The organism is Nocardioides sp. 503 (assembly GCF_004522095.1).
GTDB lineage: Bacteria > Actinomycetota > Actinomycetes > Propionibacteriales > Nocardioidaceae > Nocardioides.
The window spans coordinates 1-1,010 of record NZ_SPUI01000015.1; the positions used below are offsets into that span (position 1 = coordinate 1).

The following is a 1,010-nucleotide window of genomic DNA, read 5'->3' on the forward strand; positions in this document are numbered from 1 at the left end:
GACCCATGACCAGCCCCGCCGCCGACCTCCTCGAGGTCATGCGTCACGAGACCACCGCCGCGACCGCGGCCGAGGTCCGACGCCTGCGCGCGGCGATCGCCTGGTGCACCCTGCACACCACCGACGAGGAGGCCGACGCCGCGTTCGGTGACCACGGCATCCCCCTGGCCGGCGACGGCACCCCCTGGGTCAGCGAGTTCGCGGTCATGGAGCTCGGCGCCGCACTCGGCATGTCCACCGACTCCGCGAAGAGCTACGTCGGCGCCGCCCTCGAGATCCACCACCGCCTCCCCCGGCTCTGGGCCCAGGTCGACCACGGACACCTCCCGTTCTGGAAGGCCAAGTGGATCGCCGAGCACACCATGGCCCTGTCCCAGGCCGGCGCCGCGTTCGTCGACGAACGGATCGGGGCCTACGCCCACCGCCTCTCCTACGCCGAGATCGAGCGCCAGATCACCACCGCCGTCGAGCGCTTCGACCCCGAGACCGCCGAGAAACGCCGCCGCGAACAAGCAGACGCCCGCCACTTCACCATCCACAAGACCGACACCACCATCGCCGGCAACGTCGAGGTCACCGGCACCCTCGACGCAGCCGACGCCCTCGACCTCGACCTCGCCGTCACCCACCGCGCCGAGGACCTCAAGACCGCCGGGTCCACCGAGCCCCTCGACGTCCGCCGCGCCCAAGCCGTCGGCGACCTCGCCCGCGGCTACGACCCCTTCCCCTTCGACCACGCCGAAGACGACCGCGCCCCGGTGCCGCGGCCGAGGGTCAAGCGGACCGTCGAGCTCGTCGTCCACCTCCACGCCGAGACCGTCTTCGGCAACCCCGCCGCCAACGTCGCCCGCTGCGAGACCACCAGATCCCCCATCAACGCCGAGACCGTCCGCGAGTGGTGCAACAACCCCGACACCATCATCCGCGTCCGACCGGTCCGCGACCTCGCCGACCACGTCCACGTCGCCGCCTACGAACACCCCCACCGCCTCATCGAGCAGGACGAGCTC

Annotated in this window: 1 protein-coding gene; it reads left to right on the forward strand. The window is 71.9% G+C overall.

Features of this window, described 5'->3' with window-relative positions; all coding sequences use genetic code 11:
• On the forward strand, positions 1-1,010 hold a 1,010-nt coding region (locus tag E4622_RS22565), incomplete at both ends, for a DUF222 domain-containing protein (RefSeq protein WP_134742484.1).